The 21,669-nt window shown below is 72.6% G+C and carries 17 protein-coding genes; 6 read left to right on the forward strand and 11 right to left on the reverse strand.

The genetic code is table 11. The features are described 5' to 3' along the window. Positions 1-314: 314 nt before the first annotated feature. Both RDV84_RS19975 and RDV84_RS19980 read left to right on the forward strand, forming a co-directional pair. A complete protein-coding gene (locus RDV84_RS19975) occupies positions 315-1,346 on the forward strand; it encodes a ligase-associated DNA damage response exonuclease (RefSeq protein ID WP_309151355.1) in 1,032 nt (343 codons plus the stop codon). Continuing rightward, positions 1,343-2,941: an ATP-dependent DNA ligase gene (locus tag RDV84_RS19980; protein ID WP_309151356.1), complete on the forward strand. Its 1,599-nt coding sequence runs from the start codon at positions 1,343-1,345 to the stop codon at positions 2,939-2,941. Before RDV84_RS19975 ends, RDV84_RS19980 begins: the two co-directional genes overlap by 4 nt. Before the next feature lie 14 nt (positions 2,942-2,955). Here the strand turns inward: RDV84_RS19980 and RDV84_RS19985 are convergent, their stop codons facing one another. Then, positions 2,956-3,696, reverse strand: a complete 741-nt coding sequence (locus RDV84_RS19985; RefSeq protein ID WP_309153759.1) for a DUF72 domain-containing protein — start codon at positions 3,694-3,696, stop codon at positions 2,956-2,958. Positions 3,697-3,932: 236 nt separating this feature from the next. Between RDV84_RS19985 and RDV84_RS19990 the strand changes: the two genes are divergently transcribed. After that, complete coding sequence (locus RDV84_RS19990) at positions 3,933-4,271, forward strand: cupin domain-containing protein (protein ID WP_309151357.1); 339 nt, start codon at positions 3,933-3,935, stop codon at positions 4,269-4,271. Between the two features lie 22 nt (positions 4,272-4,293). Here the strand turns inward: RDV84_RS19990 and galE are convergent, their stop codons facing one another. Next, entirely contained in the window at positions 4,294-5,259 is a 966-nt protein-coding gene (galE, locus tag RDV84_RS19995; protein ID WP_198944523.1) for a UDP-glucose 4-epimerase GalE, read from the reverse strand. A 301-nt stretch (positions 5,260-5,560) separates the two neighbouring features. On the opposite strand from galE, the gene RDV84_RS20000 reads away from it, so the two are divergent. Genes RDV84_RS20000 through RDV84_RS20010 form a run of 3 tightly spaced genes read left to right on the forward strand, consistent with a single transcriptional unit; the run spans position 5,561 to position 9,130 of the window. Next, the gene (locus RDV84_RS20000; RefSeq protein ID WP_309151358.1) at positions 5,561-7,009 is read left to right on the forward strand and encodes a lipopolysaccharide biosynthesis protein; all 1,449 of its coding nucleotides are present in this window, start codon (positions 5,561-5,563) and stop codon (positions 7,007-7,009) included. Between the two features lie 7 nt (positions 7,010-7,016). Then, positions 7,017-7,985 (forward strand): cupin domain-containing protein, encoded by a 969-nt coding sequence (locus RDV84_RS20005; protein WP_197414848.1) that lies wholly within the window; start codon positions 7,017-7,019, stop codon positions 7,983-7,985. Further along, the gene (locus tag RDV84_RS20010) at positions 7,982-9,130 is read left to right on the forward strand and encodes a GNAT family N-acetyltransferase (RefSeq protein ID WP_309151359.1); all 1,149 of its coding nucleotides are present in this window, start codon (positions 7,982-7,984) and stop codon (positions 9,128-9,130) included. Before RDV84_RS20005 ends, RDV84_RS20010 begins: the two co-directional genes overlap by 4 nt. A gap of 6 nt (positions 9,131-9,136) precedes the next feature. Here the strand turns inward: RDV84_RS20010 and RDV84_RS20015 are convergent, their stop codons facing one another. The 9 genes from RDV84_RS20015 to RDV84_RS20055 all read right to left on the reverse strand — a co-directional run bounded on the left by RDV84_RS20015 (position 9,137) and on the right by RDV84_RS20055 (position 20,881). Further along, positions 9,137-10,291 carry a glycosyltransferase gene (locus RDV84_RS20015; protein ID WP_309151360.1) on the reverse strand — a complete coding sequence of 385 codons (1,155 nt, stop codon included), beginning with the start codon at positions 10,289-10,291 and terminating at the stop codon, positions 9,137-9,139. Then, positions 10,288-11,868, reverse strand: a complete 1,581-nt coding sequence (locus RDV84_RS20020; RefSeq protein WP_309151361.1) for a glucosamine inositolphosphorylceramide transferase family protein — start codon at positions 11,866-11,868, stop codon at positions 10,288-10,290. Before RDV84_RS20020 ends, RDV84_RS20015 begins: the two co-directional genes overlap by 4 nt. Next, positions 11,846-13,243, reverse strand: a complete 1,398-nt coding sequence (locus RDV84_RS20025) for a WecB/TagA/CpsF family glycosyltransferase (RefSeq protein ID WP_309151362.1) — start codon at positions 13,241-13,243, stop codon at positions 11,846-11,848. The genes RDV84_RS20020 and RDV84_RS20025 overlap by 23 nt, the downstream gene beginning before the upstream one ends. Next, the gene (locus tag RDV84_RS20030) at positions 13,240-14,406 is read right to left on the reverse strand and encodes a glycosyltransferase family 4 protein (protein ID WP_309151363.1); all 1,167 of its coding nucleotides are present in this window, start codon (positions 14,404-14,406) and stop codon (positions 13,240-13,242) included. Before RDV84_RS20030 ends, RDV84_RS20025 begins: the two co-directional genes overlap by 4 nt. Continuing rightward, positions 14,403-15,731, reverse strand: coding sequence for a VpsF family polysaccharide biosynthesis protein (locus tag RDV84_RS20035; protein ID WP_309151364.1), 1,329 nt, complete (start codon positions 15,729-15,731; stop codon positions 14,403-14,405). Before RDV84_RS20035 ends, RDV84_RS20030 begins: the two co-directional genes overlap by 4 nt. Further along, on the reverse strand, positions 15,728-16,921 hold the full coding sequence (locus RDV84_RS20040) for a glycoside hydrolase family 5 protein (protein ID WP_309151365.1): 1,194 nt from the start codon (positions 16,919-16,921) through the stop codon (positions 15,728-15,730). The genes RDV84_RS20035 and RDV84_RS20040 overlap by 4 nt, the downstream gene beginning before the upstream one ends. Further along, on the reverse strand, positions 16,918-18,417 hold the full coding sequence (locus tag RDV84_RS20045; RefSeq protein WP_309151366.1) for a GumC family protein: 1,500 nt from the start codon (positions 18,415-18,417) through the stop codon (positions 16,918-16,920). Before RDV84_RS20045 ends, RDV84_RS20040 begins: the two co-directional genes overlap by 4 nt. Continuing rightward, a complete protein-coding gene (locus RDV84_RS20050) occupies positions 18,418-19,131 on the reverse strand; it encodes a polysaccharide biosynthesis/export family protein (RefSeq protein WP_309151367.1) in 714 nt (237 codons plus the stop codon). 304 nt (positions 19,132-19,435) lie between these two features. After that, positions 19,436-20,881, reverse strand: coding sequence for an undecaprenyl-phosphate glucose phosphotransferase (locus RDV84_RS20055; RefSeq protein ID WP_309151368.1), 1,446 nt, complete (start codon positions 20,879-20,881; stop codon positions 19,436-19,438). Positions 20,882-21,669: the final 788 nt, after the last annotated feature.

Raw genomic sequence — 21,669 nt, forward strand, 5'->3', positions numbered from 1 at the left:
TTCCCTGGTCGGCGGGGCCCGTATCTGACCACCGCGCGGGCGCGTCGGCCAGCGAAGCGCGAAGACAAGCTGAACCAGTCAGCTTGGCGGCGAGAAATCGAACGGAACCGCGCATTGGCGCGTTCGTGGCGGTCGCGGTAAACGCATCGCTCGAGATCGCTCGAGCGCGCCGCAACGCCGCGTTCGCCCACCGTTCGCGTCGTCACCGCAGCCGACGCATGGCCGGTCCGGCGCGGCGCGCGCGTCGGTCCGCGATCCGCATCGCGGCTGCGCGTGTACGCCCGGGCAACATCGCCTGCGCTAGCGTCGCCGGCATGTCCAGCGCACTGCGCCCCGACGATGTTCTGAGCCTGCGCCCGCAAGGGCTGTACTGCGCGGCGGGCGACTTCTACATCGATCCGCTGCAGCCGGTCGCGCGCGCGCTGATCACCCACGGCCACGGCGACCATGCCCGCGCCGACATGGGCGAATACCACACCAGCCTCGCCGGCCTGCCGGTGCTGCGCTGGCGCCTGGGCGAGCGCCGCTACATCGCCCACGACTATGGCGAACCCTTCGACCTCGGCGCGGCGCGCGTATCGCTGCATCCGGCCGGGCACGTGCTCGGCTCGGCCCAGGTGCGGATCGAGGCCGGCGGCCGGGTATGGGTGGTATCGGGCGACTACAAGCGCCAGCCCGATCCGACCTGCGCGCCGTTCCAGCCGGTGCGCTGCGATGTCTTCGTCACCGAAGCCACCTTCGCCCTGCCGATCTACCGGTGGCCGGACACGGCCGCGGAGGTGGCGCGGATCGAACGCTGGCGGCAGCGCTGCGGCGAACGCGGCGAGGCGGCGGTGCTGTTCTGCTACGCCCTGGGCAAGGCGCAACGTCTGCTCGCCGAACTGCGCGCGTTCGGCGAGCGGCCGGTGTACGCGCACGGCGCGATCGAGGCCGGGGTGCGGGTCTACCGCGAGGCCGGCGTGGCGATGGTCGAGACCCGCCCGCTCGAGGACGGCGGCCGCGACGCGCATGCCGGCGAGCTGGTGCTGGCGCCGCCGTCCGCGCTGGGATCGGCGTGGATGCGGCGCTTCCGCCGGGTCCAGACCGCACTGGCCTCGGGCTGGATGCGCGTGCGCGGCAACCGCCGCCGACGCAACGTCGACCGCGGCTTCGTCATCTCCGACCACGCCGACTGGCCCGCGCTGCTGGCCAGCATCGACGACAGCGGCGCTAGCCGCGTGCTGGCCACCCACGGCCGCAGCGAGGCGCTGGTCCGGGTGTTGCGCGAACGCGGGATGGACGCGCACTCGCTGCCGGCGTCGGCACCGGCGATGCCTTCGTCGCCATCGCCGGACAGCGACGCATGAAGGCCTTCGCCGCGCTGTACCGCGAACTCGACCGCTCCACCGCGACCTCGGACAAGCGCGCCGCGCTGATCGCCTATTTCCAGGCCGCGCCGCCGCGCGACCTGGCCTGGGCGCTGTGGCTGCTGTCGGGCGGCAAGCTCGCCGGCATCGCCAACCAGCGCGAACTGCGCGAATGGGTCGCGCAGGAATCGGGTCTGCCGGATTGGCTGGTCGGCGAGTGCTACGACGAAGTCGGCGACCTCGCCGAGACCTTGAACCTGCTGCTGCCCGAGCCCGCGGCGCCTGCGCCGGAGCGGCCGCTGCACGAATGGATCGAACAGCACCTGGCGCCGGTCGCCAAGGGCGCGCCGGAACTGCGCCGCGAGGCGGTGCTGGCCGGCTGGCGCGGGCTGCCGCCGGCGCAGCGCTTCGTGTTCGACAAACTGTTGACCGGCGCGCTGCGCGTAGGCGTGTCGCAACGCGCGGTGCAGCAGGCGCTGGCCGCGTGGTCGGGCGTGGACATCGCCTTGATCGCCCAGCGCATGCTCGGCGCGTGGACGCCTTCGCCGGAGTTCGTCGGGCGCCTGCTGTCCGCGCAGGCGCAGGCCAGCGACCGCGAGCAACCCTACCCGTTCTTCCTCGCCTCGCCGCTGGAACATCCGCCGCACACGCTGGGCGCAGCCGGCGAGTGGCTACTGGAATGGAAATGGGACGGCATCCGCCTGCAGCTGATCCGTCGGCGCGGCGCCGTCGCGTTGTGGTCGCGCGGCGAGGAACGCCTGGACGGACGCTTTCCCGAAATCGAAGCGGCGGCGCGGCAACTGCCGCGCGATTGCGTGCTCGACGGCGAACTGCTGGCCTGGCGCGCCGACGAGCCGGCGCCGCTGCCGTTCGCGGCGTTGCAGACGCGCATCCAGCGGCGCAAGCCCGGGCCCAAGAGCCTGGCGCAGGCGCCCGCGCGCATGCAGGTTTACGACCTGCTCGAACTCGACGGCGAGGACTGGCGCGAACGCCCGCTGCGGCAACGCCGCGCCGCCCTCGCCGAGTTGCTCGCGGCGCAGCCCGGCGCGCCATCGGTGCTGGCGTTGTCGCCGCAACTGGCGGTGGACGACTGGCCGCAGGCCGCGGCGCAACGCGAGACCTCGCGTGGGCGCGGCGTGGAAGGGCTGATGCTCAAGCGCCGCGATTCGCCTTACCGGATCGGCCGCCGCCGCGGCGACTGGTGGAAGTGGAAGATCGATCCGCTCAGCATCGACGCGGTGCTGATCTACGCCCAGGCCGGGCACGGCCGCCGCAGCACGCTCTACACCGACTACACCTTCGGCCTGTGGCGCGAGGGCGAGCTGGTGCCGGTGGCCAAGGCGTATTCAGGCCTGGACGATGCCGAAATCCTGGAACTGGACCGCTGGATCCGCGCCCACGCCCTGGAGCGTTTCGGCCCGGTGCGCGCGGTCGCGCCGGTGCAGGTGTTCGAGCTCGGCTTCGAAGCGGTCAATCGCTCGACCCGGCACAAGTCCGGCGTCGCCGTGCGCTTTCCACGCATCCTGCGCTGGCGCCGCGACAAGCCCGCGGCGCAGGCCGATACCCTGCAAGCGCTGGAATCGCTGGCGCAGTGAGCGCGCGCCGGCGCTCAGCCGGCGTTCGCGAGCCCGGCACAGAGCTCGCGCAAGCGCAACGCATCGGCCACCGCATGGCCGGCGGCGGTGTTGTCGAACACGCACCAGGTCTGCGCACCGGATTCGCCGGCGCGTGCGCGCACCGCCTCGGCCATGACCCGCAGGCGGTCTTCGCCGTACTCGCTGTAGTAAGTACGCGGCGAACCGTGCCAGCGCCAGTAGCGCACCCGGCCGTGCGGCGAGGGTTCGGCGGCGGCGGCCAGCGGCGCCGCCGGATCGACGCCGGCGCGCTGCACGTCGTAACGCTGCAACAACGCGTCGGCGCGCGGGTGGAACCAACTGCGGTGGCGCGGCTCGCACACCACCGGCGCCTGGCTGCGCCGGGCCAGCATGGCGAAGAAGCGCGCGGCCACGGCGGCGTCGAAACGCAGGCTCGGCGGCAATTGCACCAACAGCGCGCCGAGCTTGTCGCCCAGGCCGCCGGCCTGGGCGAGGAATTCGTCGAGCATCGGCCCGGCGCCGCGCAGCCCGGCCTCGTGGGTGATCGCCCGCGGCAGCTTGACGCTGAAGCGAAAGCGCGCCGGCACGCTGGCGGCCCAGCGCTCGTAGGTCGCGCGGCGGTGCGGGCGATAGAACGAGGAATTGATTTCGACCGCGTCCAACCCGGTGGCGTAAGCGGCCAGCACGCTGTCGCCCGCGCCGAAGCGCGCGCGCTGCGCGGCCGGCAGCGACCAGCCGGCGCAGCCGATGCGGATGCGGCCGGCCGATGCCGGCGGCGCGTCGCGCCGGTCGGATGCCTGCTCGTCGCGATCCCGCGCTTGGGTGGGGTGCGCACTGGAGCGCCGCGAATCGGGAATCTGCATGCGTCCGATGTTCCCGGCCCGATCATGGCACCGGCGTGAACGCATGCGGCGTACGCGTTCACGCGCCGTGGCGCCGGGCTTAACGCGATCGTGCGCAAGCTGCGACCGACTTCGCCACGGAGACCGCCATGCAGCACCAACGCCTGCGTTTCGGCAAGGGCTTCCGCGTCGCGTTGCGGGTGCGGCGCGTGCAGGCCGCGCAAATGACCCTCGCGCCGGGCGCCAGCGAAGGCGGCCCGGACAACCGCCACCGCGGCGCCGAACAATGGCTGTACGTCGTCGCCGGCAGCGGCCTGGCCATCGTCGAAGGCCGGCGCCAACGGCTCGCGCCGGGCAGCCTGCTGGTGATCGAACGCGGCGAACGGCACGAGATCCGCAACACCGGCCGCACCGCGCTGAAGACGCTCAATCTCTATTCGCCGCCGGCCTACGACGACGGCGAACCGCTGGGACCGGGCAAGCGTTAGGCACCTCGCGGCAGTGCCGGGCTCAGTAGGCCGGCGCCCGATGCCAGCGCCAGGCGCTGTCGATGATGTCCTCGATCGCGCCGTGCCGCGGCGTCCAGCCCAGGCGTTCGCGCGCCGCGGCGCTGGACGCGACCAGCACCGCCGGATCGCCTTCGCGCCGCGGCGCCACTTCGTACGCGATCTCGCGACCGGTCACGCGCCGCGCCGCGCGCACGATCTCCAGCACGCTGAAGCCGGTGCCGTTGCCGAGGTTGAAGCAGTGCGCGCCGGCGTTCGCGTGCATCCAGTCCAGCGCGCGCACATGCGCGTCGGCCAGGTCGAGCACGTGCACGTAGTCGCGCACGCAGGTGCCGTCGGCGGTGTCGTAGTCGTCGCCGAACACCCGCAGCGGCGCGCCCTGCCCCAGCGCCGCGCGCAGCACGTTCGGGATCAGGTGGGTCTCGGGCGTGTGCGACTCGCCGATGCCGGCCTCGGACGCGGCGCCGGCGGCGTTGAAGTAGCGCAGCGATACCGAACGCAGGCCGTAGGCGCGCGCGGCGTCGGCGAGGATGCGTTCGACCATCAGCTTGCTGGCGCCGTAGGGATTGATCGGCGCGGTCGGGTGGTCCTCGTCGATGCGCGGCGCGCGCGGTCGGCCGAACACCGCCGCCGAAGACGAAAACACCAGCCGGCCGACGCCGTGCGCGCGCATCGCGCGCAGCAGGTTGAGGCTGCCGGCGACGTTGTTGAGGTAGTAGTCGTAGGGCTCGGCGACCGACTCGCCGACCAGCGAACGCGCGCAGAAATGCATCACCGCATCGACCGGTTCGGCGAAGGCCGCATCCAGGCTGGCCGGATCGAGCAGGTCCGCGTCGATCCAGCGGCCCCAGCGCAGCGCCTGGCGATGGCCGGTGCTGAGGTTGTCGAGCACGCTGACCCGGACACCGCGCCGGGCCAGCGCGTACGCCGCATGCGCGCCGACGTAACCGGCGCCGCCGCAGACCAGCACGTGCGGCGAATCCGCACGCGGCGCGGCGGCGACGAAGCCCTCGCGGTCTACCGTCCGTGGTGAAGGCAACGTCAAGAAAATCTCCGCTAACTGAAGCCGTTCGGCATTCGCGCCGGGCGATGCTTGTGGCTGCGCGGCATTGCGTGGGAGTATGCGTCACGCTTCGTTTTGTGATGCAAATCACTTTAATCGCGCCATATTTCTGAATGAACCGACTGAACAAGGACGCGCGTCGGCACCGTCGCGGCGACGGCATGGGCGAGCGCATCCGCCTCGCCGCAGCGCAGCCCAAGGACCGGGCATGTTGATCCGCCAGACCGCGCTGTACCTGCCGGCGCAGTTGCTCGGGCCGCTGGCGCAGTTGGCGGCGATCGTGCTGTGGACGCACTGGCTGGATCCGGGCGAGTTCGGCGCGTTCACCCTGGCGCTGGCCGCGCAGGAAGCGGTCTATCTGCTGTTCCTGGCGTTCTGGTCGTACTACCTGCTGCGCTTCCTGCCCGGCGCCGATGCGCTCGCGCGCGAGCGCATGGACACCTTCGAGGGCTGGGTGTTGCTGGCCAACCTCGCGCTGCAAGCGGCGGCGCTGGCGCTGGTGCTGCGCTACCTCGCCGGCACGCCGCCGGGCGCGGCCGCGTTCGCGGTGCTGTTCGCGTTCGCCTTCACCCGCTCGTACTGCACCCACCTCGCCGAACGGGCCAAGGCCGGCAACGACATCCTCGCCTACACCGCGCTGCAATGCGGCGGCCCGATCGGCGGGCTGGCGCTGGGCTGGCTGTGGGCGCACCTGAGCCGCGACGGCGCGGCCCGAATCGGCCCGCTGCAGGTGCTCGGCGCTTACGCGATCGCGCAGGCCGCCTCGCTGTTGTTCGCGTTGCTGCGGCTGCCGCTGCGCTGGCGCCTGCGGCGCGTGGACCGCGGCTTGCTGCGCGCGGTCGCGGCGTACGGATTGCCGCTGGCGCTGAGCGGCGCGCTGGCGTGGGTGCCCGGCAACGGCATCCGCTTCGTGGTCGAACACGGGCTCGGCCTGGCCGCGGTCGGCCTGTTCGCCGCCGGCTGGACCCTGGGCCAGCGCGCCTGCGCGTTCGCGGCGATGCTGGTCACCGCCGCCGCCTTCCCCATCGCCCTGCGCCTGGAAGCCAGCGGCGAGCGCGAGCGCGCGCTGCGGCAACTGGCCGACAACGGCGCGCTGCTGTGCGCGGTGCTGCTGCCGAGCGCGGCCGGCCTGATCGCGTTGTCGGCGCCGCTGTCGCGGCTGGCGGTGTCGGTGCCGTATGTGGCCGACACCCTGGTCATCCTGCCCATCGCCGCCCTCGCCGGCCTGGTCAAGAACCTGCGCAGCCATTTCGCCAACCAGGCCTTCCTGCTCGCGCGCAAGACCGGCTGGACGCTCGCCATCGATGCGCTGGAAACCGCGCTGTTCCTGATCGGCGCCGCGCTCGGCCTGCGCGCGCTCGGACTCGCCGGCGCCGCCTGGGGCGCGCTGGCGGCGGTCAGCGTCGGCGCCGCGCTGTCGTTCTTCGTCGCCGTGCGCCGCCTGGACATGCCGCTGCCGGCCGCGCACCTGGCGCGCATCGTCGTGGCCAGCGCGGCGATGTCGGCCGCACTGGCGCTGCTGCCGCCGCTCGCCGGCTGGCCCGCGCTGATTCTCGCCACCGCGTTCGGCGGCGCCGTCTACGCCGGCGCGCTGGCGCTGTGCTACCGCGGCCATCTGCGCGAGCTGCGCGGCCGTCTTCCTTTCCTGTCCCGATGACTTCGCCATGGATCGCATCGCTTCCGGCGCGCTGAGCGCCCTGACCCCGCAATCGCCGGCGCAATGGCAAACCGCGCCGCTGTTGTTCCAGCACCGCCTGCACGCCGACCCGCGCTTCGCCAAGGCGGCGATCGCCGGCCTGATCGACCGCTATCCGCGCCGCAGCTATTCCATCGTGCACATGGGCGAGCAAGGCGCCGGCGGCCGGCGGGTGTGGCGCGAAGGCGACTTCGGCGGGCTCGACGGCGCGCGCGTGCTCGACGCGATCGAGCGCGGCCGGCTGTGGCTCAATTTGCGCGATGGACACGCGCACGACGCCGAGTTGGATGCGACCATGCGCGGCCTGTTCGCCGAGGCCGGCGCGCTGGCGCCGCCGGTGTCGAGCTACGGCCATCGCCTGGGCGTGCTGGTGTCCTCGCCCGGCGCGCAGGTCTATTACCACGCCGACCTGCCCGGCCAGGGGCTGCTGCAATTGCACGGCCGCAAGCGCATCTACATTTATCCGCCGCGGCTGCCGTTCCTGAGCGAACAGGGCCTGGAGAACATCGCCCTGAGCCAGCTCGAAGTCGGGCTGGAATACCGGCCGGAGTTCGACCGCGAGGCGATGGTGTTCGATCTGGAGCCCGGCCAGGGCCTGTTCTGGCCGCTGAACTCGCCGCACCGGATCGAGAACCACGACAGCCTCAACGTGTCGCTGACGCTGGAGTACTGGACCCAGGAGATCCGCCGCAGCCAGATGATCAACGTGGCCAACGGCATCCTGCGCAACCATTACGGCGTGGCGCCGCGTTCGCGCAAGCTCGGCGGGCCCTCGTTCTACGCCAAGGCCGCGCTGCAGTCGCTGTGGCGCCGCAGCGGCCGGCTCGACGGGCTGCGCCGCGCGGCGCGGCCGATCGATTTCCGGCTCGATCCCGACCGCCCCGGCGCGATCCTCGACCTCGGCGCGCCCAAGCGCCGCGACGGCCAGGGCGCATGAACCGCAGCGACGATTACCGGGTCATCGTCGAGCGCGAACTCGCGCCCGCGCTGGCGCGTTGGCGCGAGTGGGAACGCGACGGCGCCGCGGTCGGCCTGTTCCAGCGCGAACATTGGCTGCGCGCCTGGTACGCGACGCTCGGCGCGCAGGCTGGACGCGAGCCCCTGCTGGCGAGCATCGAGCGCCGCCACGACGGCAGCGCGCTGCTGGCGCTGCCGCTGGTGCGCGAGCGCCGCGGCGGCCTGTACTGCATCGCCTTCGCCGACGCCGGCGTCAGCGACTACGCCGCGCCGATCTGCGCGCCCGACTGTCCCGCCGATCCGGTCGCGGTGCGGGCGATGTTCGCCGCGCTGCGCCGCGTCCTGCCGCGCGCCGACCTGTGGTCGCTGGAGAAGATGCCCGCGCGCATCGGCCGACGCGACAATCCGCTGCTGCAACTGCCCGGCACGCGCGCCAGCGCCTTGTTCGGCAATCCGGTGACCATCGGCGAGGACTTCGACGCCTGGCGCTTCAGCCGCGAAAAGACCCACCGCAAGGAACTGGAGCGGTCGTGGCGGGTGTTCTCGCGCCACCCGCAGGCGAGCTTCGAACGGATCGAGGATCCCGCGCGCGCGCTGCCGGTCATGGATGCGCTGGAAGCGCTGCAGCGCGAGGCGATCCAGGGCAAGGGCTGGGCCTACCTGCTGGACGAGCCGGGCTACCGCGAGTTCTACCGCGAACTGGTCGCGCGCGGGCTGGCCGGCGGCGAAACGGTGCTGACCGCGCTGCGCGCCGGCGACGACATCGTCGCCGCCCTGCTCGGCCTGCGCCGCGGCGACGAGTACGCGATGATCCGGATCGGCAACGCCGCCGGCGAATGGCGCAACTGCTCGCCCGGACGGCTGGTGATCGAGCGCACCATGGCCGCGCTGCACGCGCAGGGCGTGCGCCGTTTCGATTTCACCATCGGCGACTACGCCTACAAGCGCGGCTTCCAGCCCGAGCGCGAGGACCTGTTCGATTCGACCGTGGCGCTGTCGTGGAAAGGCCGGCCGCACAGCCTGCGCGCCGGGCTCCGGCATCGCGCGCGCGCCTGGCTGGCGGACCGGCCGGAGCTGAAGCGGCGCTTGTCGGCGCTGCGTTCGCGCCCCGGCGACGCCGGCTAGCGGCGCTCAGCGCCGCGCGGCGCCGTCGTCCATCAGCCGTTCGAACAGCCGCAGATAACGCTCGGCGCTGCGCTCGACGGTGAACTGCAGCGCGTGCTCGCGCGCGGCCGCGAGCACTTGCGGATCGGCGTGGCGCACCTGCCGCTCGATCGCCTCGGCCAGCGCGCCGGGATCGTCGGGCGGCACCAGCAGGCCGTAGCGTCCGCCGGCCAGCACTTCGCGCGGTCCCACCGGGCAATCGGTGCTGACCACCGGCGCGCCGCAGGCCATGGCTTCGATCAGCACGTTGCCGAAGCCCTCGAATTGCGAGGCCAGCGCGAATACCCGCGCCCGCCGCATGTAGGGATAGGGGTTGTCGCGCTGGCCGAGCAGGCGCACCACCCGGCCCAGGCCGAGTTCGTCGATCAACGCCTGCAGCGCCGGCCGCTGCGGGCCTTCGCCGACGATGGCCAGGTGCAGCCGCAGCGGCGTGCGCAGGCGGGCGAAGGCGCGGATCAGGCCGGCGAAATTCTTTTCCTCGCTCAACCGCCCGACCGAGAGGATCGTCGGCGCGCCGTCGGCGCCGAAGCCGTCCTCGGCCACCGGCGCGTCGGCGCGCTCGCGCCAGTCGCGTGGCAGCACCGGGTTGGCGATCACATACAGGCGCCGGCGCTGTTCCTGGCGCAGGTGCGCGGCGATGTCCTCGCGCACGCCTTCGGAGACCGCGACGACGGCGTCGGCATGGCGGTAGGCCCACGGCATCAGCGCCACGGTGGCGCGGTAGCGGCGCGAGCGGTCGAGCCGGCGCATCGAGGCGATCGGCGCGTGCTCGGTCAACACCGTGCGCACGCCGGTGCCGCGCGCCACCAACGCGGCGACGATGTTGCTGTGGGTCAGCGCCGAGACCAGCACGTCGGGACGCCGCTGGCGCAACAGCTGCGCCAGTCGGCCCGGCACCGCCAGGGTGCGGCCGGCATCGAGCGACAGCAGTTCGATGTCGCCGGCCAGCGCCTGCGCCGCCGGATCGGCGCGATGCACCGCCAGCGCCACCGCCACGCCGCGCGCCTGCAACCCTTGCGCCAGGCGCAGGATCGAGATCTCGGCGCCGCCGAGCTTGAACTGCGGCAGATACAACAGGACCGAGCGCACCGTCGCCGACCCCGATTGCGCGAGCGCGCTCAAACGCCCACCGTCTGCGCCGCCGCGCCGTAGCGGCGCCGCAGCTTGCGCCCGAGTTCGTGCAGGTTGAACACGTAACGCTTGCCGTCGACCAGGGTGCGCGCGCCCCAGGCCGAGACGGTGTGCAGCCCGTGCGGGTTGCGTCCGCGCGGATCGGGCCGGCAATGCGTCACCACTTCTTCGCGATAGCGCTGCGGCGTGCACAACCGCACCCGGTTCAGCGCGACCGCTTGCCCATAGCCGCCGGTGCAATCCTGCGCCGGCCGGTACAGCGCGCCGTCGTGGACGAACGGCGTGCCGGCCGGACGCGAGCTGCGATGGTCGAGCTTGACCGGATGGCGCGCATGCCGGCGCCACGGGCCGCGCAAGTCGTCGGCGTAGCTCAGGCACAGATTGTCGAACGCGCCCCACGACAGGTCGGTGTAGGCCAGCCAGAAGCGCCCTTCCCAGGCGAACAGGCTGGCATCGGCGGCGGCGACGTCGTCGAGCAAGGTGGCGACGAAGCGCCAGCGGCCGTGCGCGTCGATCTCGTACAGCTCGCAGCAGCGGCGCTGCGCGGTCTCCGGAATCGCGTACGTCTGCCCTGCGTGTTCGAACACGTACGGATAGGAGACGTGGCCCGGCCGCTGCGGACCGGCCGGATCGGCCTGCGCGACCGCGCCGTCGGCGTCCAGGCGCAGCCGTTCGAGCCGGCCGACGCCGTCGCGGTAATCGTAGGTTTCGCAGTACAGCAGGCGGTCCTGGCCCGGCAGGCCGAACGGATCGGCGCGGTACTGCAGCGCGTCGCGCCCGCCCAGCCAGCGGATGCGCTCGGCGAAGCGGCCCTGCAGCGTTTGTTCGATCGGCGCGTCGACCACGCCGATCATCCAGCTTTCGCTGAGCCACTGGCCGCGCCAGCGGCGCAGCTGCGAACGCCAGCGTCCGCGCAGGCCGGCCACGAGGCGGCGCCAGCGCGACCGCGGCGCCTGAGCGACGAACGCCGCAGCCGCCGGTTCGCCGCCGTGGACGAGTTCGAGCAGGCCGGCGGCCAACAGATACAGCAGCCCCAGGTAGGCGCGGCCGAGCGCGCGCGGATAATCCGGGTCGGCGTAGTAGCGCATGGTTTCCAAAGCCATCGCGCCGTCGCGCACCAGCGACAGCTCGCCGCCGCGGCCGGACACGATCGAGGCATGTCCCGCGTACGGCGCGGCCAGGTGCAGGCCCTGCGCGTCGAGCGGCTGCCACACCCCGAAGCGGCTGCGCGCGCGCCACGGCGCGGGATCGGCCACATCGGCCAGATCGATCACCGCATCCCAGACGCCGGCCGCATCCCAGGCGCCGGCCGCGTCCGCCAGCGCGGCCGCGTCGCTTTCGTCGTCCACGCGCAGTTCCTGCAGTTCCGGATGCGCCGCGGCCCAGCGCCGCCACTGCGCGTCGTGCTCGCGCGGCGCGGCGCGCACGCGCACGACCCGGCACTGCACCCCGGGCAGCCCGGCCAGCGCCAGCGCGGCGCGTTCCTGCCAGACCCGGCTGCGCCCGGCCGGCAGCAGGATCGCCGCGCGCACCGGCGCGGCGGCGTCAGAGTCGCTCGTGCAAGGCATGCGGAAGATGCGAACGGTGTTTGTTGAGGACGGTGCCGATCACCCGCGCATCGACCGCGGCCAGGTCATCGAGCAATGTTCGCACCAGCGCGGCGCGGGTGGCTTCGGCCTCGACCACCACCACCACGCCCGAGGCGTGCTTGGCCGCGGCCAGCGCGTACGGCGCCCGCGCGTCGACCACGATTTCGTCGAAGCGCTGCGCCAGCGCCTGCCACGCGTCGGCATCGTCCAGCGCCGCGTAGTTGTCGCGGAATTCGCGCCGCGGATCGGTGAGCCGGGCCACGGCCAGGCCGGGCGCGCCCGGCGCCGCGGCCTGGGCGAAACAGTCCGCGAAACAGGCGGCGTCGCCTTGCGCATCGTCGGACAACAGCAACACCCGGCGCTTGCGCAACTGCGCCGACGCGGCCGCGTAGCTGTGCGCCAGCGTGGTCGCGCCCTCGCCCGCGCGCGCGGCGGCGAACTGGACGATGCGGCGCTCGCCGCCGCCCGCGCTGGCGTCGAGCCGCTGCACCAGTTGCGCGATGCGCGCCTCGTCGAGGCCGAACAGGGCCAGGGTATCCGCTTTCACGGTAGATGCCTCGAACAGGGGCGCGATGCCGCTCGCCGGCCGCGGCGGGTCCGCGGCCAGACGCAACGCGCGCGCGATGAATACGGCGCCGCCGAGCAGGTAGCGCCGCCACAACCGGCGCGGCTCGCGGCCGAGCCGGTACAGCCATTCCAGGCGCGCGCGCCGCATCCACGCCGGCGCGCGGGCGACGCGCCCGGCGATGAAATCCGCGATCGCGCCGCCATTGACGATCAACAGCCGATGCCCGGCCTGCCGCGCCCACTGCGCCAACTCCGCGGCGACGCGCTCCTGCCTGGGCATGCCCATCGCGAGCACGACCAAGTCGGGCCGTTCGCGCGCGACCGCTTCGAGATAGCCCGCGGCGTCGCCGAAGCCGTCCAGGGCGCAGGCCACCTCGACCGCGTAGTCCTCGCCCAGGCGCTGCGCGGCGCGCTGCAGGTACGGCTCGCGGGTGCCGATCAACACCGCGCGGCGTCCGGCGAACGCGCCCAGCAACTGCGGAATCAGGTCGGTGCCGTTGGCGTTGAGGCCCGGCTCGCGCGCCAGCAGCCGCAGGCAGGCGGCGACGCCGACGCCGTCGCGCAGCAGCACGTCGCTGCGGCGCAGGTGTTCGGCGAACGCCGGATCGGTCCAGGCCAGGTTGAAGGCGTGCTGGTTGAAGAACGACAGCACGGTCGCACCAGCGGGATCGGCCAGCCGCTGCAACAGCGCGCGGTACTGCGCCGCGTCGCGGACGATGAGCAGCCGGTCGAGCAGCTCCAGCAGGCGTCGCGGCGCCGCGTCGGGCGATGGCGCGGCGGCGTTCATCGCTGCGCCTCCTGCAGCACTTCCTCGTACACCGCCGCGACCTGGCGCGCCATCGCCACGTCCGAATAACGCTCGCGCTGGCGCTGCAGCCCGCGCCCGGCCAGTACGGCGGCGCGCGCGGGATCGTCCATCAGCGCGGCGATCGCGGCCGCCAGCGCGGTGGCGTCGCCCGGCGGCACCAGTTCGCCGGCGCGGCCGTCGGCGAGCACTTCGGGCACGCCTTCGTTGGCTGTGGCGACCACCGGCAACCCCAGCGACAGCGCCTCGATCAGCACCATCGGCAGGCCTTCGCCGTACAGGCTCGGCAATACGAACAAATCGATCCGGGCCAGTTCGGCGGAGACGTCGCGGGTGAAGCCGGTCCAGTGGATCTGCTCGGCCACCCCGCGCGCCTGGGCATGCGCGAGCACCTGTTCGCGATACGCATCGCTCTCGAAACCGCCGACCGCGCGCAGGCTCACGTCCCTGCCCTGCGCGCGCAACTGCGCCAGCGCGTCGATCAGCACTTCCACGCCCTTGCGCGGCCGGAACAGCGCGACCATGCCCAGCGTCCACGCGCCGTCCGGGGCGATCCACGGCCGCGGCGCCGGATTCACCGGCACGCCGTTGGGCACCACCCGCACCACTTCGTCGTCGTAGCCGAGCCCGCGCAGGTAGTGCGCGGTGCCGTGCGAGACCGCCACCAGGCGCGTGGCGCGGGCCGCGCCGAAGCGCTGGATCGCGCTGTTGACGCGGTTGCGCAGCGCGTTCTCGGTGTCGCGGTCGGTGCGGCTGTGGACGTGGTGCAGCAGCGGCCGGCGCGCGCGCCGCGCGGCGAAGCGGCCGACCAGCAGCGAACGCACGGTGTGGGTGTGCAGCAGGTCGTAGCCGCCGCGCTCGAGCAGTTCGGCGACCCGGCGCGCCGGCCCCATATCCAGGCGCGAACGCATCGGCACGGTGATGATGCGGCTGTCGCGGGCGCTGCGTTCGCGTTCGAACGCGCCGGGCTTGAGGCAGGCGAAGTCCACGTCCCAGCCGAACCGCGGCAGTTGCTGGGCGAGCAGGTCCTGCACGCGTTCGGCGCCGGCGTAGTGTTCGCCGTTGATCAGATGCAGCGCGCGCCGCGGTTGCGGCGGCAGCAGTTCCCAGCCGCGGTGGGCGCTGGTGACGGAAGCTCGGGTCATGCGGTCGCTCCAGTGCGCATGGCGATGCGGCGCGGCGGCGCCGGCCGCGGTGGCGGTTGCGCCAGGCGCCGGCCGCGGTAGCCGCGCAAGCAGCACAGCAGCGCGAACAGCAGGGTCAGCGCGCTGGTCTTGGACGCCAGCGAATTGGTGGTGGACGCGGTGGCCAGGAACACCAGCAGCGCCCAGCGCGCGCCGCCATCGGCGCGGCGCCACAGCCAGTACAAGCCGCAGCCGAGGCCGGCGGCGAAGGCGAGGAATCCGAACGCGCCCAGCTGCAGCAGCATGAACAGCCAGAAGTTCTCGATCGCTTCCAGGTTCTGCGACAGGCCGATGCGCAGCGAGAGTTCCTGGATCTGCTGCGGGGCGATGCCGAACAGCAGATCGAAGCCGTCGAGGTGGTCGAACACGTCGAAGATGCGCAGCCGCACCGCGGCGCTGTCGTCCAGGTACAGGCCCTGGAAGATACGCGCGCCCAGGCCGCTCTTCCATACCGCGGCCGCCGCGACCGGCGCGGCGACCAGGCCCGCCAGCAACGCGCCGACGATATGCAGGTAGCCGTAGCGGCCCGCGCGCAGGCCCTCGCGCGCGCGCAGCGCGGCCCACGCCGCCAGCGCCGCGACGCTGAGCAGGAAGCTGGCGCGTCCGCCGAAGGCCAGCAGCGCCAGCACCAGCAAGGCGCACAGCGCCCAGCGCCGGCGCGGCGGCATCGGCAGGTCGAGCGCGGCCAACAGGGCGATGCCGGTCAGCATCGCGTTTTCCAGCGGATGGCCGTGCAGCGCGGTGGCGCGGAACTTGTCCTCGATCACCGCCACGCCACCGGCCACGGTGTACGGCACCAGATGCCGCTGCGACGCCGCTTCGGCCAGGCCGATCGCGGCATTGACCAGCACCGCCGCCAGCAGCAACCGCCACAGCCGGCGCAGCTCGGCCTCGTCCATCGCGACCAACACCAGCGCCATCGCCGCCGGCATCATCAAGGTATCGATGAAGAACGCCGAGCCCGACGGCCCGTGGCGCAGCAGCGAGTAGGCGAAGATCGACGCCATCGCGGTCAGGTAGGCGGCGAGCAAGGGATGCGCGCGCAGGCGGCGCAGCGCTTCGAGCAACGGATTGCCGCGCGCGGCCAGCGAGCAGGCCAGCGCCAGCAGCAGCGGATAGTCGCCCGGATGCAGCTTGAACCAGAACGGGCCGTACGGCGCGTCGTAGGGAATCCCCAGCACCGTCAGCAGCGCCGGCGACAGCGCCAGGTAAGCGATCAGCGCCAGCGCCGCCAACGCGGCCGCGGCGCGTTGCAAGCCGGGCTGGGGGCCGGACGCGGGACTCATCGCGCGCCCTGCCTGGGTTCGGGCGTGTCCGGCTCGCCGCGCGCGCGCGTCGCGGCCGGGCTGCGCCGCCCCCGCGCGTCCAGGCCGAGCGCGCGCAACGCCGCCGGCTCCAGCGCGCCGCGCGGCGCGCCGGTGGTGTTGCTGTTCGCGGTCAGGCCGAAATCGTCGGCGTAGTTCCATACCGACCAGCCCCAGCCTTCGGCCTCGGCCAGCGCGCGCACGTCGCCGATCCAGCGATAGCGCGAGTCCGGGTCGACGCCCTCGCGGATCGTGCCGAACTCGCCGCAATGCACCCGCACCTTGTGCTTGCCGGCCCACTCGCGCAGCGGCCGCCACTGCGCGGCGATGCGTTCGCGGTCCCAGCCATCGCGGAAGTAATCGGCGATCTCGTCGCGCGCGCGGTCGCGCCCGACCCCGCCGTCGGTATGCGGCAACCGCGCCTGCGCCGCCTTGGCCGGATAGCGCACGCTGCGCCAGTGTCCGGCGGTGGTCCACTCGTCGCCGCGCATCCAGCTCGCGCCCTGGTGGGTGAACACGTACGGCAGGTAGTAATGGAAGCTGTAGATCAGCTTGTCGTCGTCGAGCGGCGCCAGTTCGACCAGCCCTTCCAGGCTGCCGCCCTTGCGCCCGCTGACGATCAGCACGCGCTCGCGGTCGACGCCGCGCACCGCTGCCACCAGCCGCTGCTGGTAGCGGCTCCAGGCCAGGCCGCCGGTCCAGCCGTAGAAGCCGGGCTCGTTGAACAGTTCGAACGCGACCCGCTGCGTCGGCAGCGTCTTCCAATCGGCCGCCAGCGCTTTCCACAGCGCTACATAACCGTCCGCCCACTCCCCGCCGCGCTCGATCGCCTGCTTGGTCTGCTCGCGCGGATGCAGGTCGACGATCGCGTCCAGCCCGGCCGCGAGCGCCGCGTCGATGGCCGCGCGCAGGCGCGCATCGTCGAGTTTCGGCCCGCGCCGCGGCGACCAGCCCAGGCTCACCGGATCGACCGGAATGCGCACGTGATCGAATCCGGCCGCGCGCAGGGCGCGCAGTTCTTCGGCGCTCACCGGCGCGCCGGCGCTGGCTTCGAACCAGCGGCTCAGGGCCACGCCGCGGCGCAGCGGCATCGCTTCTACGGCAGCGCAGGCCAGCAGCCACAGCGCCAGGCCGGCGCCGAGCGCGAGGCCGCGGCGGCGCCTGGCCCTCAACGCTGCACCCGCGGCAGGGTCGCCAGCACCGGCAGGCCGAACGCGCGCTCCAGTTGCTCCGGCGACTGGAAACTGCTGCGCAGCGCCTGGCTGAGGAAGGCCACCAGCAAGGCCGCGGCGACGCTCAGGCACAGGCCGATGGCCAGGATCGGCAGGCGCGCGCTCTTGGCCTTGAGCGGCCAGCTGGCGGCCTGCAGCACGCTGACCGTGGTGCGCTGTTTCTGCTCGCGCGCCTCGGTGATGCGCGCGGCTTCGAGCTTGCGCGCGTAGTTGCCGTAGCTGTCCTCCAGCAGCTTCTGCTCGCGGCTCAGCGCGGCCAGTTCGATCTGCTGGCGGCTCAGTTCGTCGGCGCGCCGGCGCAGTTGCTGCAGCGTGTCCTGCAAGGCCTTGCGGCTGCCGGCCAGCGCCGATTCGTCCGAACGCGCGCGCAGCAGGTCCAGTTCGGCGGCCTCGCGCACCGGGTTGCGGCCGGTGCGCACCGTGGTCGGCGGCGCCTTGCGCTGGTCGCGGATGAAGGCCTCGGCGGTGGCCACGTCGTTGCCGGCGTTGACCACCAGCGGGTTGTCGTCGACATAGCGCGAGCGCAGCCCCTGCTCTTTCAGCCGCAGTTCCAGCAACTGCCGCGGCACCTGCGGGTCGCCCAGGCTCTCGCTGAACTGCACCAGGTTGGCCGGGGTCGCGTTGGCCAGCCGGGTCAGGGTCTTGGCCCGTTCGCTGGCGGTGCGCGCTTGTTGGTCGGTGTCGTTGAGGCGCGATTCCAGTTCGTTGCCCTGCTGCAGCAACAGGCCGATCTGCTGGCCGTAGTCGACGATGCCGTGGGCGCGCTTGAACCGGCTCAGGTCCTGCTCGGCGCGCTGCAGGCGTCGGTCCACCGCGGCCACCTGGCCTTCGAGAAACCGCACCTGGCCGTCGGAGAACACCGCGGCGCGACGCGCCAGATAGGTCTGCAACAAGGTCCGCAGCGCGGCCTGGGCCAGGGCCGGATCGCGGTGCGAGAAACCGATCTGGATCACCGTCGCGCCCTTGAGCAACTGCGCGTCCAGGCCCTGGCGGAAGCGCTCCACCGCCTGGTCGAGCTTGGGCCGGTCCGGGTCCTCGCGCTGGCGGGCGATGTCGGGATACAGCCGGCCCAGGCCGACATGCCGCACCACCTCGGCGATCAGATCGCGGCTGGCCAGGATCTGGGTCTCGGCGCTGAGCGCCTCGGTGCGGTCGAACATCAGCGGCATCGCGCCGCCGCTGCTGCCGTCGGTGTTGTCGGCGACGTAGACGTACTCGTGGCCGAGCCGCACCAGCACGCTGGCCTCGGACTGGTAGCGCGCGGTCGGCAGCAGCGCCGCCAGCACGGTCAGGCCGAAGCACAGCGCGAACGCGGCGGCGATGCGGCGCTTGTCGCGGAAAGCGATCTCCAGCCATTCGCGCAGCGCGGACGCGGCGGACGGCGCGGCGACCGGCGCGGGCCGGGCGGCGGGGTCGCGATCGAGGTCGAGGTCCATTCAATCGCCCCGGCGGTTGTTGTCGTTGAGGTCGTAGGAGAACCCCACGTTGACCGGCAGGTTGCGGCGCACGTACTGGTCGATCCACTTGTTGACCCGCGAGATCCGCGACGGCACCGCCAGCACCACGTCGAAAGGCTGCAGCGGCGGATCGTTGCCGTCGTCGGCGCCGCGGCGCGCCTGCGAGGCGGCGTCGACGCGGATCACCCGGGTCGCGCCGGACTCGTCGCGGCGCAGGATCGCGACCCGATTGAGCGCGGCGCGGTCGGTCGGGCCCTGGGCGACGATCAGCGCGCGCATCAGGGTCAGCCCCGGCAACAGCGGCTGCGCGCCGGGCCGGCCGACTTCGCCGCCGACGAACACTTGCTGGCGGGCGAAGCCCTTCTCGACTTCGACCGACACCTCCGGGTAACGCAGGCTGCCGGCATAGGCGCGCTTGAGCGCGTCGGCCAGCTCCCGCGGGGTCTGCCCGGCGGCGCGGACTTCGCCGACCAGCTGCAGCTGGATGCGGCCGTCGGGACGCACGGTGGCGGTCTCGTTGAGCTCGGGCGCGTAGAAGAACTTGAGCGCGAGCTCGTCGCCGGCGGCGATGCGGTAGCCGGGGTCGGCGCCGGCCGCGGCGGCCGCCGGCGCGGGCGCCTGGGCGAACGCCGGCGCCGCGGCCAGGCCCGACGCCAGCAGCCACAACAGCATCAGCAGTGGCGCCAGCTGCACCCGCTGCCGCGCCGGCGCCGTGCCTCGTCCTGCCCGTGCCGGACTTTCCGGCCGCCTCCTGCGAACCTGCTGGCTCATCACTCCATCCCGCCCTGCGTAGCTACTGAGAAAGATCGCGCAATCGACTGATTCAAAAGGAATCGACGCCGAACCCGATGCGCTGGCCAGGCATCGCGGGCACGATCAAATATGAGAGTTAGATCACAGTTTATCGGCTGCCGATGTCGCCGCCGCGCGCATGCGCGCACCCCATCGGCACGGCCGCTGAACCGCCTGAATGCGCTCGCGGTCGCGGCGCGCCGGTTCAATACGCCGCCTCCCCCGACAGCACCGCCGGCAGCGTGCGCAGCAGGATCGACAGGTCCAGCCACAGCGACCAGTTCTCGATGTATTCCAGGTCGTACTCGACCCGGCGCTGGATCTTCTCGATCGTGTCGGTCTCGCCGCGGTAGCCGTTGATCTGGGCCAGCCCGGTGATGCCCGGCTTGACCCGGTGCCGCGCCACGTACTCCTGCACCGCGTCCTCGAACAGCACGTTGGCGGCCTTGGTCGCGGTCGCGTGCGGGCGCGGGCCGACCAGCGACATGCTGCCGGCGAGCACGTTGAACAGCTGCGGCAGCTCGTCCAGGCTGGTCTTGCGGATGAAGCGCCCGACCCGGGTCACCCGCGGGTCGGCGCGGCCGGTCTGCCGCGCGGCGTGCTCGTCGCGCAGGTGGTGGTGCATCGAGCGGAACTTGAATACCTCGATCAGGCGCTGGTTGTAGCCGTAGCGCTTCTGCCGGAACAGCACCGGGCCGGGCGAATCCAGCTTCACCGCCAGCGCGACCAGCGCCATCAGCGGCGCCAGCGCCAGCAGCGCCAGCGCCGACAGCGCCAGGTCCTCGGCGCGCTTGAGCACCGGCGCCCAGCCCTGCAGCGGCGGCTCGGCGATCACGAACATCGGCACCCCGGCCACCGGCACCAGCTTGCGGTGGGCGAAGTGGAAGCTGCCCATGTCCGGCACCAGCAACACCTGCACCGGCAGGCGGCGCAGGCGCTGGGCCAGGTCCTCGTTGCGCCCGCGCGCCTGCGCCGGCAGCGCCACCAGCACCTGGTCGACGCCGCCGTCGCGGATCAGCCGCTCCAGGTCGTCGATGTCGCCCAGCCGCGGCAGCGAGGACGGCGGCGGCTCGCTGAGCCGGTGGGTGCGGCGGTCGTCGATGTAGCCGACCAGGCCGGACACGACGTCGGCGCGATGGTGGATCTGCTCGGCCAGGCGCAGCGCGTTGTCGGTCATCCCCAGGATCACCGAGCGCTGGATGAAAGCGCCCTGGCGGATCCGGCGCTGGAACAGCCACAGCATCACCAGCCGCCCGCCCACGAACAGGACGAAGCTCAGCGCGAACCACAGCGCCAGCGATCCGTCCGGCAGCGGCCGCAGGAAGCGGAACAGCAGGTGCAGGGTCATCACCAGCCCGAACGCCGCGCCCCAGGCCAGCAAGGTGCGGCGGATCAGCAGCCGGCTGCCGAACATGTCGTGGCCGTACAGCCCGAAACTGTGGAACACCAGCACGCACAGCGCGCCGGCCAGGGCCGACAGCGCGAGATAGTGCTCGCTGGCGCGCGGCGGACCGCCCTGCAGGGCGTGCAGCGCCAGCGCGCCGGCCCCGAACACGATCAGGAAGTGGGCCAACCGGGCCAGCGCGACGATATTGCGCAGGGCCGACGGACGAGCGAACGCGAACAGCGCACTGGAGAACCCCAACCTCATGGATGCCTTGCCTACCGTCCCTAGCGCGCGACCGAGAAAAATGTGATTCAAGTCACATCAAGGTCGGGTGAGTTTTGGTGAGCGAAGGTGAAGCAGATGAACGCCAGAGGCCGGCATTCGCGCATGCTGCTGGCATTGGTTGTGGAAATTTCGATCACTCTTGATGCGCACGGCACCGCCGCGCGCGGGATCGTCCGCGCTCGAGGACCGCGACCGCACGGCGGCGACTCGCGAACCGCAGGCGTCGGCGTGGCCCACCCGCCCTGGCGATCCGGTCTAGCCGCAATCCGCCCCTACCAAGGTCCTTGCCCGCTCGAACCGCCACCCGCGAGCCGCCGAACGCGAACAGCGGCCACCGTCGATTCCCCGGCTGCGCTCCAGCCCCCTCGCAGGTGCCGGTACAGCAAACAGGCACACATTCCTAATAACTACAATTGTGAGTCTTGGGGCTTTTACATATGCTCTGTTTTACCCAAATAACCACATTGCGGGCTTAGTTGGACCGAGCGCGGCAGCACTGGATCGAACCTGGCCGGACAGGGGACGCCGGCACTGCCCGCCGCGGCACCGGAACGCGTGCCGCCGGCGCGCCGCGCCGCCGCGCCCCGGTCCGGGCCCGAGCCGTTGCGCCGCCTGCCTCGCGTCCGTGCATGTCCGGTCCCATGCATGCCGTCCCCATGTCCCCTGCTTCGATGCCCGTTCCACCGATGACTGTCTGCGCCCGCGCGCCGGCGGCCCGCACCGCGCGCCCGCGCCGCGACGCCGCGGACGGCGCGCGCGGGCGGCCG

Source organism: Lysobacter yananisis (assembly GCF_031199375.1).
Taxonomy (GTDB): Bacteria; Pseudomonadota; Gammaproteobacteria; order Xanthomonadales; family Xanthomonadaceae; genus Lysobacter; species Lysobacter yananisis.

What these genes read in the sequence shown, in the direction of transcription:
- RDV84_RS19975 (WP_309151355.1), top strand. Translation starts at nt 315, where the DNA reads ATGTCCAGCGCACTGCGCCCCGACGATGTTCTGAGCCTGCGCCCGCAA.
- RDV84_RS19980 (WP_309151356.1), top strand. Translation starts at nt 1,343, where the DNA reads ATGAAGGCCTTCGCCGCGCTGTACCGCGAACTCGACCGCTCCACCGCG.
- RDV84_RS19990 (WP_309151357.1), top strand. Translation starts at nt 3,933, where the DNA reads ATGCAGCACCAACGCCTGCGTTTCGGCAAGGGCTTCCGCGTCGCGTTG.
- RDV84_RS20000 (WP_309151358.1), top strand. Translation starts at nt 5,561, where the DNA reads ATGTTGATCCGCCAGACCGCGCTGTACCTGCCGGCGCAGTTGCTCGGG.
- RDV84_RS20005 (WP_197414848.1), top strand. Translation starts at nt 7,017, where the DNA reads ATGGATCGCATCGCTTCCGGCGCGCTGAGCGCCCTGACCCCGCAATCG.
- RDV84_RS20010 (WP_309151359.1), top strand. Translation starts at nt 7,982, where the DNA reads ATGAACCGCAGCGACGATTACCGGGTCATCGTCGAGCGCGAACTCGCG.
- RDV84_RS20020 (WP_309151361.1), bottom strand. Translation starts at nt 11,868, where the DNA reads ATGCCTTGCACGAGCGACTCTGACGCCGCCGCGCCGGTGCGCGCGGCG.
- RDV84_RS20025 (WP_309151362.1), bottom strand. Translation starts at nt 13,243, where the DNA reads ATGAACGCCGCCGCGCCATCGCCCGACGCGGCGCCGCGACGCCTGCTG.
- RDV84_RS20030 (WP_309151363.1), bottom strand. Translation starts at nt 14,406, where the DNA reads ATGACCCGAGCTTCCGTCACCAGCGCCCACCGCGGCTGGGAACTGCTG.
- RDV84_RS20035 (WP_309151364.1), bottom strand. Translation starts at nt 15,731, where the DNA reads ATGAGTCCCGCGTCCGGCCCCCAGCCCGGCTTGCAACGCGCCGCGGCC.
- RDV84_RS20045 (WP_309151366.1), bottom strand. Translation starts at nt 18,417, where the DNA reads ATGGACCTCGACCTCGATCGCGACCCCGCCGCCCGGCCCGCGCCGGTC.
- RDV84_RS20055 (WP_309151368.1), bottom strand. Translation starts at nt 20,881, where the DNA reads ATGAGGTTGGGGTTCTCCAGTGCGCTGTTCGCGTTCGCTCGTCCGTCG.